General features: G+C 72.2%; 14 protein-coding genes. 7 read left to right on the top strand and 7 right to left on the bottom strand.

The window, feature by feature from the left end:
• Position 1: 1 nt before the first annotated feature.
• The 5 genes from BLW78_RS27580 to BLW78_RS27560 all read right to left on the bottom strand — a co-directional run bounded on the left by BLW78_RS27580 (position 2) and on the right by BLW78_RS27560 (position 5,467).
• Positions 2-1,399: a TAXI family TRAP transporter solute-binding subunit gene (locus BLW78_RS27580; RefSeq protein ID WP_091683322.1), complete on the bottom strand. Its 1,398-nt coding sequence runs from the start codon at positions 1,397-1,399 to the stop codon at positions 2-4.
• Between the two features lie 12 nt (positions 1,400-1,411).
• Positions 1,412-2,332, bottom strand: coding sequence for a DMT family transporter (locus BLW78_RS27575; protein ID WP_020096018.1), 921 nt, complete (start codon positions 2,330-2,332; stop codon positions 1,412-1,414).
• 34 nt (positions 2,333-2,366) lie between these two features.
• Positions 2,367-3,635, bottom strand: a complete 1,269-nt coding sequence (locus tag BLW78_RS27570) for an arsenic transporter (protein WP_091683307.1) — start codon at positions 3,633-3,635, stop codon at positions 2,367-2,369.
• Between the two features lie 67 nt (positions 3,636-3,702).
• Positions 3,703-4,926, bottom strand: coding sequence for a metallophosphoesterase family protein (locus tag BLW78_RS27565; protein ID WP_091683306.1), 1,224 nt, complete (start codon positions 4,924-4,926; stop codon positions 3,703-3,705).
• 334 nt (positions 4,927-5,260) lie between these two features.
• Entirely contained in the window at positions 5,261-5,467 is a 207-nt protein-coding gene (locus tag BLW78_RS27560) for a hypothetical protein (RefSeq protein WP_091683321.1), read from the bottom strand.
• Positions 5,468-6,029: 562 nt separating this feature from the next.
• Here BLW78_RS27560 and BLW78_RS27555 point away from each other — a divergent pair.
• The 6 genes from BLW78_RS27555 (at position 6,030) to BLW78_RS27530 (ending at position 12,800) form a co-directional block, all read left to right on the top strand.
• Positions 6,030-6,830 (top strand): MetQ/NlpA family ABC transporter substrate-binding protein, encoded by an 801-nt coding sequence (locus BLW78_RS27555; protein WP_091683305.1) that lies wholly within the window; start codon positions 6,030-6,032, stop codon positions 6,828-6,830.
• Complete coding sequence (locus tag BLW78_RS27550) at positions 6,830-7,996, top strand: methionine ABC transporter ATP-binding protein (protein WP_091683304.1); 1,167 nt, start codon at positions 6,830-6,832, stop codon at positions 7,994-7,996. Before BLW78_RS27555 ends, BLW78_RS27550 begins: the two co-directional genes overlap by 1 nt.
• A 78-nt stretch (positions 7,997-8,074) precedes the next feature.
• Positions 8,075-8,728 carry a methionine ABC transporter permease gene (locus BLW78_RS27545; protein ID WP_020096012.1) on the top strand — a complete coding sequence of 218 codons (654 nt, stop codon included), beginning with the start codon at positions 8,075-8,077 and terminating at the stop codon, positions 8,726-8,728.
• Between the two features lie 208 nt (positions 8,729-8,936).
• Complete coding sequence (locus BLW78_RS27540; RefSeq protein WP_170855266.1) at positions 8,937-10,178, top strand: SfnB family sulfur acquisition oxidoreductase; 1,242 nt, start codon at positions 8,937-8,939, stop codon at positions 10,176-10,178.
• A gap of 10 nt (positions 10,179-10,188) precedes the next feature.
• The gene (locus BLW78_RS27535; protein WP_091683303.1) at positions 10,189-11,427 is read left to right on the top strand and encodes an SfnB family sulfur acquisition oxidoreductase; all 1,239 of its coding nucleotides are present in this window, start codon (positions 10,189-10,191) and stop codon (positions 11,425-11,427) included.
• Positions 11,427-12,800: an LLM class flavin-dependent oxidoreductase gene (locus tag BLW78_RS27530; protein WP_091683302.1), complete on the top strand. Its 1,374-nt coding sequence runs from the start codon at positions 11,427-11,429 to the stop codon at positions 12,798-12,800. The genes BLW78_RS27535 and BLW78_RS27530 overlap by 1 nt, the downstream gene beginning before the upstream one ends.
• 13 nt (positions 12,801-12,813) lie before the next feature.
• Here BLW78_RS27530 and BLW78_RS27525 read toward each other — a convergent pair whose 3' ends face one another.
• Together BLW78_RS27525 and BLW78_RS27520 are read right to left on the bottom strand one after the other, a co-directional pair.
• Positions 12,814-14,001 (bottom strand): transporter substrate-binding domain-containing protein, encoded by a 1,188-nt coding sequence (locus BLW78_RS27525; protein ID WP_091683301.1) that lies wholly within the window; start codon positions 13,999-14,001, stop codon positions 12,814-12,816.
• 1 nt (position 14,002) lies between these two features.
• Complete coding sequence (locus BLW78_RS27520) at positions 14,003-15,058, bottom strand: helix-turn-helix domain-containing protein (protein ID WP_091683300.1); 1,056 nt, start codon at positions 15,056-15,058, stop codon at positions 14,003-14,005.
• 499 nt (positions 15,059-15,557) lie between these two features.
• On the opposite strand from BLW78_RS27520, the gene BLW78_RS27515 reads away from it, so the two are divergent.
• A partial coding sequence (locus BLW78_RS27515) for a S8 family peptidase (protein WP_244527080.1) occupies positions 15,558-17,419 on the top strand: 1,862 nt, incomplete at its 3' end.

Here is a 17,419-nt window from a genome sequence, read left to right as displayed (position 1 = left end):
GTCAGGCCCCGCCCGCGCCGTGCAGCCGGACGGGCCGCCCGGTCCGCCCCCCGTCCTCGGCCGCCCGCGCCCGGCAATCCGCGATGGTCGCCCGCGCCGTGTCGATCGCGACGGACGCCGCCGACATGGTGCGGGTGTCCGGCTCCCGCTCGCGGGCGTAGCGGACGACGTCCATGGCCAGCGCGTCGACCTCGACGGTGAGCGCCTCGATCGCCGCCGGGTCGCGCAGCGCCCGGGCCTGCCCGGCGATCTCCAGGAGCCGGTCCAGGAGCTCGTCGATGCGCTCGCGGCGCAGGCTGGCGAGGCGCTGCCGGATCCAGGCCAGCACCGAGACGAGGCCGCCCACCAGCGCGCCGAGGAGGTAGAGCGTGTCGCCGTAGCGCTCGATGAAGCCGTGCTGGTCGCGCTCGTAATAGTCGATCGCCCCCGGATGGATCGGGATGCGGGCGCTGGTGGCCGCCACGGTCGTGTCGTAGGCCGGGGCCTGGACGTACTCGGCGGCGTCCGTCGCCAGGGCGGCGGCGCCGCGCTTCTCGAAGAGCTGCTGGGTCACGTCGGCCGCCACGACGCGGCTTAAGGAAGCCCGGGCCATCAGCCGGTACGAGGCGCCCACCGTCTTCACGTCGTCGGCCGGCAGCTTCGGGCGGCCGCCGAACAGGCCGCCCGGGACGGTGACCGCCTGGAGCCGCGGGAAGCGCTCGATCACCGCGCCGTCATCCTCCACGGCGACGAACGCCACCTTGCCGCCGCGGGCGACGCCCTGCACGGCCGAGACCAGGGCCAGCGCCTTCGGCGCCGAGGGCGCGATGATGCTGACGAAGGCGTCGATCCGCTTCTCGCGGAAGGCGCCGGCCACCGCCTCCTGGTCGACCGGGACCAGCAGGACCGTCGAGTCCCGGGCCGGGCCGGCGGCCTCCTCCAGGGTGAGCCCGTAATAGCCGAGGAGGTTCCGGAGCAGCCAGAGATCGGCGTCCCGGTGCGCCGCGATGCCGAGCCGCTTGCCGGCGAGCTTCGGGAAGCTGGTGATCCCGGCCTGCTCGGGCGAGGCGATGACCATCGCCTGGTCGCGCAGGATCGCCAGGGTCAGGCCGTTCGTCGGCAGGAGCACGTCGGGGCGGACCACCGCGAGGTCGGCGCGCCCGTCCTGCAGGGCGGCGGCGCTCTCGCGCACGTCGTCGAAGGACAGGATCTTCAGCCGGACATTCTCGTGCGCGGCCTCGAGCGCGTCCGCGTAGGCCTTGATCAGGCCGGGCTCGGTCCCGTCCCGGGGAGCGACCGCGATGGTGAGCACCGTCGCCTGGAGCAGGTACCACGCCGCGACCCCGCCCGCGCCCAGGAGGGCGGCCCCGGCCAGGAGCAGGGTCTCCCGGCGCAGGATCCAGGCGGGGAGGGTCCACATCGCCCCGGCCACTCAGAACAGCGAGATCAGCACGATGCCGCCGACCATCAGGGCGGCGCCGATCAGGCGCGGCGGGCCGGCCTTGACCCGCTTCATGCCGAACCAGCCGAAATGATCGAGCGCCACCGAGGTCAGGAGGTTGGCGGTGATGAGCAGGCCGTTGAAGGCGCCGGCCCCGACCTTGTCGACGAAGAGCAGCCCGGCGAAGACCGCGACCGCCCCGGTGAGGCCGGCGAGGGGCATCCACCAGCGAACGCCCGCGACGTCGTCGCGGGTCGGCAGCGGCGACGGCCGCAGCAGGAACATCAGCGCGAACACGAACACGACCGGCACGAACGACACCGTCGCGGCGAGCCAGGGATTCTCCAGGGCCCCGCGGAGCTGCGCGTTCCAGACCACGCCGATCGCCATCAGGGCGCCGGCCACGAGGATGAACGGGTAGAGCAGCTTGCCGCCGACCCCCGAGCCGCCGCCGTCGCTCTTGCCGCCCGAGCGCGCGATGAAGGTGACGCCCACCGCCATCAGCAGGCCGCCGAGCCAGGGCATCGGCTTGAAGCCCGCCGCCTGCAGGCCGAACAGGCCGAGCGCGTCCATCGCCAGGGAGGTGAGGATGTTGGCGGTGAGCGTCAGGCCGTTGAACGGCCCGGCGCCGACCTTGTCGATGAAGGCGAGCCCGCCGAACACCGCGACCGCGCCGGCGAGGCCTCCGAGGGGCGCGTACCAGGGCATCTTGCCCAGGGAGTCGAGGCTCGGCAGCGGCGTCGGCATCGTGAGGAACAGGGTCGTGAACACGAAGACGATCGGCAGGAACGACACCGTCGCGGCGAGCCACGGATTGACCATGCGGCCGCGCAGCTGCGCGTTCATGGCGTTGCCGATCGCCTGCAGCGCGCCCGCCACCAGGATGAAGGGATAGAGGAGGGCAGCCGTCACGCGCGCGGACCTTCGGGTTTGCCGGGAGGGAGGGTCAGACGAGGAGCAGGCCAGCGAGCGCCAGCGCGAGGGCCGGCGGCATCACCAGCAGGCCGAGCTTGAGGAAGGTCCAGGCGCCGACATCCTGGCCCTCGCGGCGGATGGCGGTGAGCCAGAGGATCGTCGCGAGCGAGCCGGTCACCGACAGGTTCGGCCCGAGATCGACGCCGATCAGGATCGCGCCCGCCACCTTCTCGGGCACGTGGGCGGTCTGGACGGCGGCGCCCGCGATCAGCCCGGCCGGCAGGTTGTTGACGAGGTTGCACAGCACCGCGACGAGGCCGCCCGCCCCCCAGGCGGTGGCCTCCGGGGCGGCGTGGGCGTAGCCCTTGAGGAGGTCCGCCAGCATCGCCAGGACGCCGGTCTTCTCCAGGGCCTCCACCAGGACGAACAGCCCGGCCACCAGCGGCAGCACGCTCCACGACACGTCCTTGGCCACCTCGACGAGGCCGCCGCGCTTGAGCAGCAGCACGACGATCGTGGTGGCGAGCCCGGCCACGAAGGTGGGCAGGCCGAGATCGAGGCCGAGCGCGGAAGCCGCGATCAGCACGCCGCCGGTCGCCACGATGCCGATCCCCGCCACGAGGCCGGTGCGGGAGAGCGGCTGTGCCTCGACGTCGGTGGCGACCTCCTGCCCGCGCAGGGTCTTCGCCTGTGTCAGCCGCAGCACCGCGTAGGTCGTCGCGATGGCCAGCAGCGAGGGCAGGGCGAACAGGCCGAGCCAGCGCACCAGCGGCGGCATGTGCTCGGCGAAGACCACGAGGTTGGCCGGGTTCGAGATCGGCAGCACGAAGCTCGCCGCGTTGGCGATGAAGGCGCAGATGAACAGGTAGGGGAGGGGGTTCTCCACCTTGGCGGCCTTGGTGGCCGCGTAGACGGCGGGCGTGAGCACCACCGCGCAGGCGTCGTTGGACAGGAACACCGTGACGACGGTGCCGACGAGGTACACGAGGGTGAACAGCCGGGTCGCCGAGCCCTTGGCGGCGCGCACGGCGATCGAGGCGAGCCAGTCGAACAGGCCCTCCTTCCGGGCCACCTCCGACATCAGCATCATGCCGACGAGGAACAGGTAGACGTCGGTCCCCTTCAGCACGCCGTCCCAGGCGGTGGCGGGGGCGAGCAGGCCGAGGGCCACGAGGGCGCCGGCCCCGAGCACGGCCCAGATCGCCTCCGGCCACGCGAACGGCCGCAGGATGACGCCGAGGGTCGCGAGGCCGGCGATCGTCCAGGTCGCGATGTTGGGGGTCAGCGTCAGCGCGCCCATCGGTTGCGGTGGTCCTCTGGTGGGGTGGATCGTGCGGCGCGGTGTGCCGCGATTCGGGCGGGACCGGCTACCAGTGCCGGCCGTTGCGGTTCGGCCCGAGCTGGTCGCCCCGGAGCCCCTTCTCGGGCCAGGCCGGCAGGCGGAACGCGTCGCTGCCGGGCCGCTCGTGCGCGGGCGGCGGCACGAAGCTCCGGTCCACGGGCTCGATCACCTCGGTGTCGGTGTGGCCGGTGCCGTCCGCGACCGTGACGGCGAGGCGACGCGCGCCGTCCCGCCAGGGGATGCGGGCGTGGACCGTCCGGGGGCCGTCCGGCACCATCGGGTGGGCCGGGCCGCCATCGACGCGCAGGTGACAGCGCCACGCGGCCCGCGGCCGGTCCGACAGCACGAGGGCGCGCACCGAGACCGTGCCGTCGGCGGCGTCGAGGGGCGCCGTGGCGAGGCGCCGGTCGGCGGGGCTCGTGACCATCACGAAGGGCAGCGCCCGGTCGAGGGGCTTGAACCGCCAGCTCGCGACCGGCCCGTCGATCGCCGCGACCGCGTAGCCGACCGAGCCGTCCTCGTTCTGGCCGACCGAGCGGGCCGCGGCGTAGAGGGTGCGCCCGTCCGGGGCAAGCTCGTTGTAGTGGGTGTGGCCCATCTCGACGAGGCGGACGCCGTAGTGGCGGATCAGGCCGGCGAGCGCCGCCCGCTCGTCGGGCACGCAGAGGTCGTCCGGGTAGGTGTGGGCGAAGACCGCGCAGGGCTGGCCCTCCCGCTCGGCCCGGGCCAGCTCCTCGCCGAGCCACGCGAGCTGGTGGGGGCCGAGGCGGAAATCGAGGCCGAAGCCCTTCTGGCCGTAGCCGGGGCTGACCATGTCGAGGAACAGGCAGCGCACGCCCGCCCAGGTCTCGGCGAAGTAGTAGTGCGTCACCGAGACGGGGTCGCGCGGGCGCGGCAGGTCGTGGCGCCGCGCCGCGTGGCCGCCGCCGCGCGGGCTGCCCGCGACCGCGGCGAACAGGGCGTCGAAATCTGCCATCGTGCCGTGCTGGCGGTCGTGGTCGCCGGCGATCAGGCGCACCGGCAGGTCCGAGTGCCGGTCCAGGGCCTCGCGCAGGACCGCGTACTGCTCCGCCCGCCCGTCCTCGGCGAGGTCGCCGGGGATGTAGACGAAGTCGAGGAGACCGTGTCGGTGCAGCCCCGCCACCTCGGCGAGCATCGCCCGCAGGTCGGCGGCGTGGGGGTCGGAGGCCCGCTCGAGATGCAGGTCGCCGACATGCGCGAAGGCGAACACGCCGTGGCTCGCCGTCATGGCGCGCCCGCGCGCCGTCTGTGGTTTCCCTGAGCCATCGTGCCCCCCGGACAGGCCCGTCCGCCCCGGCCGGGAGATCGGCCGCGGTGGTCGCGACCGGCCCGACGTTTCGGAGCCGGCGGGGTTCCGGCCCCGGGGGGAGACGCGCGCCGGTGGGGCCCTACATTTTCGTGAGCGCGGGCCCGATCCGTGCCCGGCGCCGCGAAGTGTCGTGAAAACAGACACTCGCTGTCCTCTCAGCCGACAGATCCGGGCGATGTCGGCGCAAGGTCAGCCCGGGGTCAGCCCGGGGTCAGCCAATGACTCCGCCGGCCGGCGGGTTTGTCGGCGCGCCTCAGTGCACGCGCCGGAACAGGTCCGGCAGGTAGCGTTCCAGGGTCTCGTGTCCCTCGAACTGCACGTCCACGGTGGCGGCCGCGCCCCACGGGCGGTGGAGCCCCACGACCCGGCCGCGGGCATGGCGCCAGATCCCGAGGATCTCGGCGAGGTCGAGCCGGTCGAAGACCACCTCGTCGCCCGGGGCGAGGGCCGGCGCGGCGATGCCGGACCAGGCCTCGGGAACCGGGCGGCGGGGCATCTCCGCGACCCGGGAAGGCTCATCCCCCGGATCGAGGATGGGGGAGAAGGTTTCGTTCGCGGAGTGCTCGCGGAAGAGCATGATCTTCACTAAGCCGTTGCGATGACTGGATAATCGCAGGTTCAATCCGATCCGACAAGGCTTGTTCCGGCGCTCCCCCCGCCGGACCGACCTGTATTCGGCGACCGGTCCGGCCGGCCGGGACCCGCCTGGGCGCCCTGCCCAGTTTCCGCGACCGGACCGCTCGTTGAGACCGCGCGCGCGGGACGGATCGGCGCCCCGCGGGGGCGCAGCATGCGCCTCTCCGGTTCAGGGGTATCGGGAGATCGTTCGTGTCGTCGAACGACGATCTTTAGAATTTCGGGGCGGGCCGCGCTGATCTAAACCTGACGCGAGACAATCATCCACGTGAGACGGCGCCTGTCGACTTGATGGATCGTGTCCGCATGCCTTCGGATGCGGCGCGAACCATCGCGGCCCGGCAGCCGGACTTGCCCCCGTCCATCCCGATCAGAGTTCCCGCCCGATGAAGTTCCTGCGTCTCCTCGCCGTCGCGGCGCTCAGCCTCGGGGCCCTGCCGGCCGGGGCGGAGACCCTCCGGGTCGGCGTCGTGCCCGGCGCCTACGGCGACGCCGTCACGGTCGCGGCCCGGGAGGCCAAGGCCGAGGGCCTCGACGTCAAGGTGGTCGAGTTCAGCGACTGGACGACGCCCAACGTCGCCCTCGACGCCGGCGACATCGACGTGAACTTCTTCCAGCACCGCCCCTTCATGGAGAACGCCGCCAAGCAGAAGGGCTACGCGTTCGACATCGTCGGGCTCGGGATCCTGTCCAATATCGGCCTGTACTCCCTGAAGCATAAGAGCTTCGACCAGATCCCGGCGGGCGGCACGGTGGCGATCGCCAACGACCCGGTGAACCAGGGCCGCGGCCTGCTGCTCCTCCAGAAGGCCGGGCTGATCACGCTGAAGGACGGTGTCGGCTTCCTCGGCACCCTCGACGACATCGTCGAGAACCCGAAGACGCTGCGGTTCACCGAGGTCGAGGGGCCGCAGCTCGCGCGGATCACCGGCGACGTCGACCTCGCCCTGGGCTACCCGCACTTCATCGTGGCGGCCGGCAGTTTCGACCCGACCAGCGGATTGATCTATTCCGGTATCGAGGACCGGCGCTTCGCCGTGAGCTTCGTCACCAAGGCCGCCCGCAAGGAGGACCCCGTGATCCGGAAATTCGTGACGCTCTTCCAGAACTCGGAGGCCGTGAAACAGCAGATCCGCAAGTCCTTCGCCAACAGCGACAAGCTCTACCTGCTGGCGTGGCAGAACTGATGGTCGGCCTGATCTTCGACAGCCTGCGCGATCCGGGCACGCCGGCCGCGGCCGGGCGGACGAGCCCGGGCGCCGCGACCGCCGCCCGGACCCCGGTCGCCGCGCCCGGCAGCGAGGCCGGCCGGGAGACCGGAACGGTGCGGTTCGAGTCCGTCTCGAAGACCTACCGCTCGGCCGCCGGACCGGTGCAGGCGCTCGACCGGGTGGACCTCGCGATCCCCGCCGGGGCGATCTTCGGCATCATCGGCCGCTCGGGGGCGGGCAAGTCGAGCCTCCTGCGCACGGTCAACCGGCTGGAGGCGCCGAGTTCGGGCCGGGTCCTGGTCGACGGCGCCCCGATCGACGCCCTCGACACCGACGGGCTCGTCGCCCTGCGCCGGCGCATCGGCATGATCTTCCAGCACTTCAACCTGCTGGCGGCCAAGACCGTCCGGCAGAACGTGGCGCTGCCGCTCACGGTCGCGGGCGTCCCGCGGCACGCGATCGGCCCGCGGGTCGCGGAGGCCCTGCGCCTCGTCGGCCTGGAGGACAAGGCCGACACCTACCCGTCGCGGCTCTCCGGGGGCCAGAAGCAGCGGGTCGGCATCGCCCGGGCGCTCGTGAGCGATCCGGAGATCCTGCTCTGCGACGAGGCGACCTCCGCCCTCGACCCGGAGACGACGCTGGCGATCCTCGACCTGCTGCGCGACATCAACCGGCGGCTCGGGATCACCATCATCCTGATCACCCACGAGATGAGCGTGATCCGCGAGATCTGCAGCGACGTGGTGGTGCTGGAGGGCGGCCGGGTCGTCGAGACCGGGCCGGTCTGGCGCGTGTTCGGGGCGCCCGAGCACCCGACCACCCGGGCGCTGCTCGAACCCCTGACCCGCGGCCTGCCGCCGGATCTGGCGGCCCGGCTGCAGCCGCGGCCCGCGCCGGGCGGCTGGGCGATCCTGCGGATCACCTGCTCGGGCCGGGCCGCGCCGGATCTCTCGGGCCTCGCGGGGGCCGGGGCGCCGGTGCGCCTGCTCCAGGCGGGCATCGAGCGGATCCAGGGCCACGCGGTCGGCCGGATGCTGGTGGCCGTCCCGGCCGAGGATCCGGGCGCCGAGGCGCGGCTGCGGACGCTCGGCGGCGACGTGGAGCGGGTCGGCTACGTCCCCGCCGACCCGGCGGAGGGGTGAGACGATGCGGGACCGCTCCTCCCCCGATACCCCGACCGCTGCACCGCCGCCCCTGCACCCCGAACCCGGAGGCCCGCCATGTCGCCGCAGATGATCGAACGCCTCTGGCAGGCCTTCCTCGACACCGCGCTCATGGTCGGGGTCTCGGCCGGGATCGCCGTGGTCGCCGGCATTCCCCTGGCGCTGTTCCTCGTCACCTCCGGGCCTGGCGGCATCTTCGCGGCGCCGACGGCCCACCGGGTGGTCGGGACCGTGGTCAACGGCTTCCGGGCCGTGCCCTTCATCGTGCTGCTGGTGGCGCTGATCCCGTTCACCCGGCTGGTGGCCGGCACCACGATCGGCGTCTGGGCGGCGATCGTGCCGCTCTCGGTGAGCGCGACCCCGTTCTTCGCTCGGATCGCCGAGGTCTCGCTGCGGGAGGTGGATGCGGGCCTGATCGAGGCCGCCCAGTCCATCGGCTGCCGGCGCCGGCACATCCTCGCCCACGTGCTCCTGCCCGAGGCGCTGCCGGGCATCGTGGCCGGCTTCACCATCACGGTGGTGGCGATGATCGGCGCCTCCGCGATGGCGGGCGCGGTGGGCGCGGGCGGGCTCGGGGACGTCGCCATCCGGTACGGCTACCAGCGCTTCGACACCACCGTGATGGTGGTGGTGATCGCGATCCTGATCGCCCTCGTGTGCGCGGTCCAGTTCGCGGGCGACACCGCGGTGCGGCGGCTCCGGGCCCGCTGAGCGAAACCGCCCGATCTGGGCGATCCGACCGGGAGCCCACACCGATGGATCGTCCCCGGTCGACGACCTCGACATCGCCGTCCGCGCGCGCGGAGCGAAGCCGTCCAGGCCGCGCCGCGTCTTCCGACCGCGCGCGGCCCCCGGGGCGCTTCGCAGCGCTCGCGATGACGGCGGGACGTCCCAACCCGAGCGGTCAACCGGAAACCGTATGAGCCTGCACCTGGACGATCCCGTCACCGACCCGGTCGAAGATCGGCTGCCGCCGCCGTCGCCGCCGCACCGGATCCGCTCGGACGCCGAGGCGATCGCGGCCGCGCGGGCCGTGGCCCGGATCTTCGCGGCGGGCGCGGCCGAGCGCGACCGCGACCGGCGCCTGCCCTGGGCGGAGATCGCGGCCTTCACGGAGAGCGGGCTCGGCGGCATCACGGTGCCGCGCGAACACGGCGGCGCCGGGGTCTCGCACGCGACGCTCGCGGAGGTCTTCGCGATCCTCGCCGCCGCCGACGGCTCGGCGGCGCAGATCCCCCAGAACCAGTTCGGCGTCCTGGCGCTGGTCGCGGCCGCCGCCAGCCCCGCCCAGCAGGCGCGGATCTACCGGGACGTGCTCGCCGGCCACCGGATCGGCAATGCCGGCCCCGCCCGCAACGGCAAGGCGATCACCGGCGTGGACACGCGGCTGACCGCCGGGCCGGAGGGCCCGCGGCTCAGCGGCACGCGCTTCTACTCGACGGGCGCGCTCTTCGCCCACTGGATCCCGACGCGCGCGGTCGGCCCCGACGGCGGGCCGCTCCTGGTCTTCGTGCGCCGGGACGCCCCCGGCGTGCGGGTGGTGGACGACTGGCAGGGCTTCGGCCAGCGCACCACGGCGAGCGGCAGCGTGATCTTCGCGCAGGCCCCGGTCGAGGCGGAGCTGACGATCGACCTCGCGCCCCTGGCCGGGCGCCCGGGCCTGTTCGGGCCGGTCTCGCAGCTGATCCACGCGGCGATCGACGCCGGGCTCGCCCGGGGCGCGGCGGCCGCCGCCCTCGACTTCCTGCGCACCCGGACCCGGCCCTATCCCTTCACCGCCGAGACCGTCGCGGAGGATCCCCACATCCTCGGCGAGGTCGGGCGGCTCACCGTCGACCTGCACGCCGCCGAGGAGGTCCTGGCCCGGGCCGGACGGGCGCTCGACCGGATCGCCGCGGCCCCCGTCACCGCTGAGAGCGCGGCCGAGGCCTCGGTGGCGGTGGCGCAGGCCAAGATCCTTACCACCGAGATCGCCCTGGAAGCCTCCGAGCGGCTGCTCGAGCTCGCCGGCGCCTCGGCGACCCGCGACGGGTACAATCTCGGCCGGTACTGGCGCGACGCCCGGGTCCACACCCTGCACGACCCCGTGCGGTGGAAGTACCACCTCCTCGGGAACCACGCCCTGAACGGCGTGCTGCCCGCCCGGCACCAGTGGAACTGAGGACCGGGCGATGCCGCTCCAGCCCCACGAGACCGCCTTCACGCAGGCACCCGCGCCGCCGCGCCCGGTGCCGGTCCTTCCGGACGCCGCCGCGGCGCTCGCCGTCGCCGACCGGCTGGCGGAGGCTTTCGCCGAGGCCGCCGCCGAGCGCGACCTGGAGCGCCACCTGCCGGTCGGCGAGATCGCGCGCTTCACCGAATCCGGCCTCTGGGCGATCACGGTGCCGAGGGAATACGGCGGCCCCGGCCTCGACAGCGCCACGGTCGCCCAGGTGATCGCCCGGATCGCCGCGGCGGACGGCTCCCTCGGCCAGATCCCGCAGAACCATTTCTACGCCCTGGAGGTGCTCCGCAACGGCGGCACCGAGGCCCAGAAGCGCGCCCTCTACGGCCGCGTCCTGGCGGGCGAGCGCTTCGGCAACGCGCTCGCCGAGACCGGCGCGCGCGACCACACCCGCCGCACCCGCCTCGTGCGCGACCCGGCCGGCTGGACTGTCGAGGGCCGCAAAGACTACTGCACCGGCTCGCTCTACGCCCACCGCATCCCCACCCTGGCCAATGCCGAGGAGGACGGCCGGGCGGTCGCCTACCTCGTCTTCGTCCCCCGGGACGCGCCGGGCGTGACCCTGGTCGACGACTGGGACGGGTTCGGGCAGCGCCTCACCGGCTCGGGCTCGGTCCTGTTCGACCGCGTCGCCGTGGAGCCCGACTGGGTGGTGCCGTTCCAGGCCTCGCTGGAGCGGCCCACCGCCCTCGGCCCCTTCGCGCAGATCCTGCACGCCGGGATCGATCTCGGCATCGGCGCGGGCGCCTTCGCGGCGACCTTGCCCTTCGTGCGCGACCGCGCCCGGCCGTGGATCGATTCCGGGGTCGCGCGGGCGAGCGAGGATCCCCTGACCCTCCACGCGCTGGGCGACGTCCAGGTGCGCCTCGCGGCGGCCGACGCCCTGCTGGCGCGGGCCGGCCGCTACGTGGACGCCGCGCAGGAAGCCCCCGACGCCGACCGCGTCGCGGCCGCCTCCGTGGCGGTGGCGGAGGCCCGGGCGGCGAGCCACCGGGCCGGCCTGCTCGCCGCCAACAAGCTCGTCGAGCTCGGCGGCACCTCGGCCACCGACCGGGCCGAGGCGCTCGACCGCTACTGGCGCGACGTCCGCACCCACACCCTGCACGATCCGGTGCGCTGGAAGTACCACTGGATCGGCGCCTACCACCTCGACGGCCGGCAGCCGCCCCGGCACGGAGCGCTCTGATGGCCCTCGGAAAGAAGCAGATCCTGTTGAACGCCTTCAACATGACCTGCGCGGGCCACATCAACCACGGGCTCTGGACCCACCCGCGCGACCGCTCGGCCGATTACAACACGCTGTCCTACTGGACCGAGCAGGCGAGGCTCCTGGAGCGCGGCCTGTTCGACGGCCTGTTCATCGCCGACATCATCGGCGTCTACGACGTCTACGGCGGCGGCATCGACGTGACCGCCCGGGAGGCCGTGCAGCTCCCGGTCAACGACCCGACCGTGATGATCTCCGCCATGGCGGCGGTGACCGAGCATCTCGGCTTCGGGGTGACGATCAACGTCCACCAGGAGGCGCCCTACACCTTCGCCCGGCGCCTCTCGACCCTCGACCACCTGACGGGCGGCCGGATCGGCTGGAACGTCGTCACCGGCTACCTCGACAGCGCCCACCGCGCCCAGAGCGGCGGCGCGTTGCCGGCGCACGACCGGCGCTACGACTACGCCGACGAGTACCTGGAGGTGCTCTACCGGCTCTGGGAGGGCAGCTGGGACGACGCGGCCGTGCGCCGCGACCGGGCGGCGCGGGTGTTCAGCGATCCCGCCCATATCCGCAAGGTCGTCCACCGGGGCGAGTTCTTCGCGGTCGAGGGCTACCACCTGTCGGAGCCGTCGCCACAGCGCACGCCGGTCCTGTACCAGGCCGGCGCCTCGGGCCGCGGCCGCGCCTTCGCGGGCCGCCACGCAGAGTGCGTGTTCATCTCGGCCCGCGACCCGGCCACCGCCCGCGACTCCGTCCGCGCCATCCGGGCCGAGGCGGTCGCGGCCGGCCGGGAACCCGACGACGTGAAGGTGTTCGTCGGCCTCGCGGTGATCCCCGGGCGGACCCGGGCGGAGGCCGAGGCCAAGCGGGACGAGTACCTGTCCTACGCGAGCCCGGAGGCGGGGCTCGCACATTTCTCCGCCTCCACGGGGATCGACTTCGCCCGCTACGGCCTCGACGAGCCGATCCCCTACGCGCCGGGCAACGCCATCCAGTCGGCCACCGCGGCGGCGGCCAGGCGCGGGCTGACGAAGCGCGACCTCCTCGCCGAATTGCAGCTCGGCGGCCGCTACGCGGTCCTCACCGGCGACGCCGTGACGATCGCCGACGAACTCCAGGCCTGGATCACGGAGGGCGAGGTCGACGGGTTCAACCTCAGCCGGATCGTCGTGCCGGAGAGTTTCTCCGACTTCATCGACCTCGTGATCCCGGAACTGCAGGACCGCGGCCTCTACAAGACCGCCTACGCCGAGGGCTCGCTGCGAGCGAAGCTGTTCGGCCAGGGGGACCGGCTGCCCGCCCGCCACCCGGCCGAGGCCTATCGCGGCGCGCCTCGGCGGCCCTGATCAGCGACCTTGATCAGCGCCCCTGGGACTCGCCGCTCTCGGAGCCGAACCAGCGACCGTAGATCTCGTCGTAGCGGCCGTCCTCGCGCAGGCCCAGCAGGGCCTGGTTGACGCGCTTGCGCCGGGGGTCGTTGGCCGGGAACAGGATGCCGTAGGATTGCCGGTTGAACGCGGTGCCGACCAGGCGCAGGGCCTCGTGGCCGGGCCGGGTCGCGTAGTAGCTGAGCGCGGGGGCATCGTAGACCACTGCCGCGACCGTGCCGGCCTGCAGCGCCGCGCAGGCCTCCTCCAGGGTCGCGAAACTCACCGGCGTGGCGAAATGGTCCGCGAGGTAGGCGACCGAGGTGGTGTTGGCGACCGTGCCCACCCGCTTGCCCGGCAGGTCCTGCGGGCCGTTGATCGCGCCGCGCAGGCGCTCCACGGTCGCCGTGCTGGTCAGGCCCGCGGTGAACCACGCCACCAGGGCGATGCAGGTGAACAGCCAGAGCACCGTGACGGCCCGCGCCAGCGGGCTGCGCGGCATCTCCTCCGCCTGGGCGGCGAGGCTGCTCAGGGCCCACCAGACGACGTGGGCGAAGCCGCGCGCCGGTCCCGAGCGCGCCGCCATGCCGCCGGGGTGGCGCCGCTCGAGCCACCAGACCAGGGCCGCCACCGCCAGGATCAGGGCGGCGAGCCCCAGCAGGACCTGCAGGAAGGCGGCGTCGCTCAGGAGCGCCCGGAGAGCCCGCGCGGTGGCCGAGCCGGTCGCGTCCGGCTCCGACCGGACGGCGATGCGCAGGCCGGTCTCCAGCATCGTGACGGAGAAGTCGAAACGCCGCTCGCGCTCCGCGGTGATCGACACCGCCGCGATGGCGAGGTCCGCGCGCCCGTCCGAGACCGCCGCGAACAGCGCCGGCAGGTCGTCGACGCGCAGGTAGGCCGTCCGGACGCCGAGATCCCGCGCGAGGGCGTTCCAGAGATCGATGCTGAACCCGCGCAGCCGGCCGTCCTCGTCCATGACCAGGGGCGGCACCGGATGGGTCGCGACCCGCCACGTCTCGGGCTCGCCGGTGCGGAGCGCGGGCGCCGCCTCCCGGGTTTCGGCCTGGACGGGGCCCGGGGCGAGCGGCGCGGCGGCCGCGCAGCACAGGGAGAGGCACAGGCAGAGGGACAGGACGCCCGCGGCGCCGGCGCGCCGCCGGCCGGCCGACCGGCGCGGCACGTCAGAGGCTCTCGATCCAGTTGCGCAGGACGGCGCCGGGCGCGGGTTCGGGGCCGGTCTCCAGGCGCTGGGACGCGTCGCTCGGGATGAAGCCGAACCGGCGCTTGAACGCCCGCCGGAAGGTCCGCTCGTCCGAGAAACCGACCGCGAAGGCGACCTGCGAGATGCGCAGGGGTTTGGGGGCATCGTCGCGCACGAGCATCCGCATCGCCGCCATGAGGCGGCGGTCGCGGATATACGCCACGATGCCGTTGGGGGCGAACAGCCGGTACAGGGTCGAGCGCGACAGGCCGAGCCGGGTCGCGATCAGGGCGGGCGTCAGCTTCGGGTTGCCGAGTTCCGCCTCGACGAGGCGGCGGACCCGGATCCGGATGTCCTGGTGCTGGGAGGGGCGCCCCTCCTCCTGCCCGCGCAGCCAGCTGGCGCAGAGCTGGGTGATCGCCGCCGAGGCCGCCAGGGCCTCGCGGCGGTCGAGGAGGTCGCCGCAGGCGACGACGTTGGCGACGAAATTGTGGACCAGCCGCCCGAACGGGTCGCCGTCGTGGTCGAGGGGGCGCCCGTGCAGGGCGTCGGGGTGGCAGCCCTGCTTCTCCAGCAAGGCGCGGGGGATCACGACGTTCGTGGCGTCGACCGCACCCGCCACGATGCGCACGGGCTGGGCGAGGTCGAAGACGATGCACTGCACCTCGTTCACGGGGCCGGTGCCCTGATCGGTCTCCACGCGGCTCTGCCCCCGCCGGTAGAATTGCAGCAGGATGTGGTCGAGGCCCTGCTGGCCGATCATCTCCCGCGTCCGCACGAGGGTGTGGGCCGGCGCCACCACGTCGCCGACCAGCAGGTCGCCGAGATGGTAGCTGCGCATCGCGATCGGGACGGTGAGATCGGTCTCCGGGCGGAAGCTCACGTCGAAGATGGGCGCGAGATGGTCCTGCCACGCCCGCCCCAGCGCCGCGGGATCCCCGGGCGGCTCGAACCGCAGGCAGGCGACCTCGCCGCCCGGCGCCTCCCCCCCGGCCGGTGCCGCGTCCAGGTCGTGGTTTCTCTCCTCGGAAGACATACGTAGAGCCTGACACCTGCTGTTCGCGCGACCGATGAAGAACGGGGGCCTGTCCCAAGGTGACGCGTGGCAACGCGGTCCGGTCGTCCCGCACGTTAGCCGCGTCCACCCGGACAGTCCTCCTGTCTCCCGCCGACCCGGGCGGCTGTACACTGTCGTTTGCCGGGGCGGCGTGCGATTCGACGCGGGCGCCGCCCGACCGGACCGCCCCCGGTGCAACGTCCGATCAACGTGACCCGCGAGCCGGCGGTGTGGTTCCATCCGTCCCAGAAAGGGGGATCCCCGTTTCAGGACGTCGCGCGCGGCGCCGGGTGTGGCCGCGATGTGATAGTCCGTTAAAGCCGCATTTTCTAACTCCCGTGCAAAGCTTGCGGCAGGCATGACGGGGGTCAGTCCGGTGGTCCAACAGTATAGCGATGTAGAGCGTGTGACCGGATCCTGTGATCCGAGCCGGGGCGCGCGCGCCGGAACCCGGCGGCGCGGCCCCGTACGGCTCGGATTGCTGGTCGGCAGCTCGCTCGCGACGCTCGCGCTGGCTCTCGGACCTGTTGCGGCGCAGACCGTGCCGGCGCGCTCGCCTTCGACGTTCGATGCTTTTGGCGTTCCCCTGACCGCGGCGCAGTTCGACACGCCCGAATACAGAGCCGACTGGGGCTTGTCTGCGATTAATGCCGCCACCGCTTACGCCCGAGGCTTCACCGGTCTAGGCGTATTGGTTGCCGTGATTGACTCCGGGATCGACCCCACGAATCCAGAATTCCGAGGACGGATCTCTCAGCAATCAAGAAATTTTATTCCCGGACTAAATCAAACCCTTATATTCGATACGGACACTGCATCCAGTCATGGAACCCATGTGGCTGGTACAATTGCGGCTGCCCGTGATGGCGTCGGGATGATGGGGGTCGGTTTCGACAGCAATATATTGGCGTTATTCAATTTACGCAATACAATCTCTGCAGTGGAGGCAGCAACTCAAAGCGGCGCCCTGGTCTTGAATGGCAGCTATGGACCGACGACCTCTTCTCCGATTGTCGATGGATTTTTAAATCCCACTTATAGAAGAATGTCAATTCAAGAATTCGAGATATCAGATGAGAGAGAGGCCAGTGCGCTTCTTAGGGCCGCACAGTCAGACATGCTCATGGTCTTTGCCGCAGGCAACGATCGAAGAAGTCAACCTGATGTAACTCAAAACCCGAGCGGCGCCGCATTCTATCCATTCATCAAGCCAGCGAATGCGAATAGCGGTCTCTACCAATTTTATACCACCTACGGGACTGACCCTAATGGCGATCCCAGCCCCGACTATGCGCCCACCGGCCCCGTCGATCAAAGCAAAATCGATTTTTCTAAACTCGACGGCTTTATCGTGTCAGTAGTCGCGGTCAACGAAAACAAGAAGATCGCCAATTTCAGCAACTGGTGCGGTGTTACGGCAGCGTGGTGCATCGCGGCACCGGGCGTCAATATCTATTCAACCGTGCAGGTCGGACAGGGCTACAGCGGCTTCGACGCCAACAACAATAAAATTCTCAATGGTTCGAACTATGGGCCTCTGCAAGGCACCTCGATGGCCGCGCCGCACGTAGCCGGTGCTGCGGCCGTATTGCGTCAGGCGTTCCCGTTCCTGACGGCGCCGCAGATCGCCCAGACCATGTTCACAACCGCCACCCATCTCGGTGACGGGCCCGCCAACGCCCCGAACGCCATCTACGGCTGGGGCCTGCTCAACCTCGGCAAGGCCATCGACGGCCCGGGTCAGTTCACCTCCACTTGGACGGTCAACACCACCTACAATGGCCAAGCCTATTACGGCCGCTTCGCCAACGACATCTCGGGCGTCGGCGGTCTGATCAAGGTTGGTTTCGGCACGCTCGAACTCGCCGGTACCAACACCTATGCCGGCGGCACCGCCGTCCTCGGCGGTACCCTGGCCGTCTCCCGCGACGCCAATCTCGGCGCCGCCGGCACCGGCCTGACTCTCGGCGGCGGCACCCTCGAGGTTCTGGCCGACGGCTTCGCCACCGCCCGCCCGCTCACGCTCTCCGGCCCCGGCACCCTGCAGATCGACCTCGGCACCGCCACCTTCGCGGGGCCGATCGCCGACGGCAGCCAGCCGGGCGTGCTCGTCAAGACCGGCCCCGGCACCGCCGTGCTCTCGGCCGCCAACACGTTCACGGGCGGCGCCCTGGTCGGCACCGGCACCCTGGCCCTGACCGCCACCGGCAGCCTCACCGCGCCCGTTCTCGTCGGCTCGGCGGCGAGCTTCCTCAATGCCGGCCTCGTCTCCGGCAACGTCGGCAACTTCGGCGTCCTCGCCAACAGCGGCACCATCACGGGCGGCCTCGCCAATGCCGG

The organism is Methylobacterium sp. 275MFSha3.1, from assembly GCF_900108435.1.
Classification (GTDB): Bacteria; Pseudomonadota; Alphaproteobacteria; order Rhizobiales; family Beijerinckiaceae; genus Methylobacterium.
Note: the sequence above shows the minus strand (reverse complement) of the source record. Positions and strands in the feature narration are given on the sequence as shown.

What these genes read in the sequence shown, in the direction of transcription:
- BLW78_RS27535 (WP_091683303.1), top strand. Translation starts at nt 10,189, where the DNA reads ATGCCGCTCCAGCCCCACGAGACCGCCTTCACGCAGGCACCCGCGCCG.
- BLW78_RS27545 (WP_020096012.1), top strand. Translation starts at nt 8,075, where the DNA reads ATGTCGCCGCAGATGATCGAACGCCTCTGGCAGGCCTTCCTCGACACC.
- BLW78_RS27520 (WP_091683300.1), bottom strand. Translation starts at nt 15,058, where the DNA reads ATGTCTTCCGAGGAGAGAAACCACGACCTGGACGCGGCACCGGCCGGG.
- BLW78_RS27540 (WP_170855266.1), top strand. Translation starts at nt 8,937, where the DNA reads ATGAGCCTGCACCTGGACGATCCCGTCACCGACCCGGTCGAAGATCGG.
- BLW78_RS27555 (WP_091683305.1), top strand. Translation starts at nt 6,030, where the DNA reads ATGAAGTTCCTGCGTCTCCTCGCCGTCGCGGCGCTCAGCCTCGGGGCC.
- BLW78_RS27580 (WP_091683322.1), bottom strand. Translation starts at nt 1,399, where the DNA reads ATGTGGACCCTCCCCGCCTGGATCCTGCGCCGGGAGACCCTGCTCCTG.
- BLW78_RS27530 (WP_091683302.1), top strand. Translation starts at nt 11,427, where the DNA reads ATGGCCCTCGGAAAGAAGCAGATCCTGTTGAACGCCTTCAACATGACC.
- BLW78_RS27570 (WP_091683307.1), bottom strand. Translation starts at nt 3,635, where the DNA reads ATGGGCGCGCTGACGCTGACCCCCAACATCGCGACCTGGACGATCGCC.
- BLW78_RS27565 (WP_091683306.1), bottom strand. Translation starts at nt 4,926, where the DNA reads ATGACGGCGAGCCACGGCGTGTTCGCCTTCGCGCATGTCGGCGACCTG.
- BLW78_RS27550 (WP_091683304.1), top strand. Translation starts at nt 6,830, where the DNA reads ATGGTCGGCCTGATCTTCGACAGCCTGCGCGATCCGGGCACGCCGGCC.